The sequence below is a fragment of the Vibrio sp. OPT46 genome, assembly GCF_015163535.1.
GTDB lineage: Bacteria > Pseudomonadota > Gammaproteobacteria > Enterobacterales > Vibrionaceae > Vibrio > Vibrio alginolyticus.
In genome coordinates this window covers 1-696 of record NZ_JADDYG010000344.1, presented here as the reverse complement: position 1 = coordinate 696, position 696 = coordinate 1, and the positions used below count along the sequence as shown (strand labels likewise).

The following is a 696-nucleotide window of genomic DNA, read 5'->3' as shown; positions in this document are numbered from 1 at the left end:
CAAGAAAGGTTAACAATGGGACAATTCAGTCGTCAAAAAGTTGAACGAGAGTTTGATGAGCAGTTAGTCATACAAAAATACTTGGACGCAGTGGAAGATTGCTTTCAAAAAGAAAAAACTCAAGCAGAAGGCCTCAGTGCCAGCTAGCAAAACTAAATAAAATAAAGAGTTATGATCAAAAAGATTTCAGTGGATGAAGTAACGATAATTACCCTATCGTTGGCTTGTAGTTGTGGCGTCGCGGCAAACGAATTGCAGACGCTAAATTCTAACCAAAGCTTTAGTGGACTGGTTTTTAACCCTAATGCTCAAGTTAAAGAGTATGGCGACTTTGGTGTATCTTTTGCCCAAGGGCGCCCTTGGCTTGACGAGGTGCAAGGTTTAGATTCTATAAAAGTATCTTTCGGCCTCATTGAAGGGTTAGAGGCTCATGGTAGTATCGTTACTTATGATTATAACTCGAACTGTTTTAAAACAGGCTGTGGCGGTATTCGAGATTTATCATTATCACTGAAGTATCAGGTTCCCAATTTTTGGGGGAATGAGAACTTAGATTTTGCTTTGGGTATGCAAGATGTCGGTGGGGCTGCAAATAAGCTCATGACTAATTTTGCCGTCGCTGATTATACGTTTAATGCACTTCCCTTAAGGGTTTCTGCTGGTTTCGGTCAGTCAGAAGAGCGTTTGATGGGTGTT

The 696-nt window shown here is 40.8% G+C and carries 1 pseudogene; it reads left to right on the top strand.

The window, feature by feature from the left end:
- Positions 1-171: 171 nt before the first annotated feature.
- Positions 172-696, top strand: a pseudogene (locus IQR33_RS15705) (hypothetical protein); the annotation flags it as partial.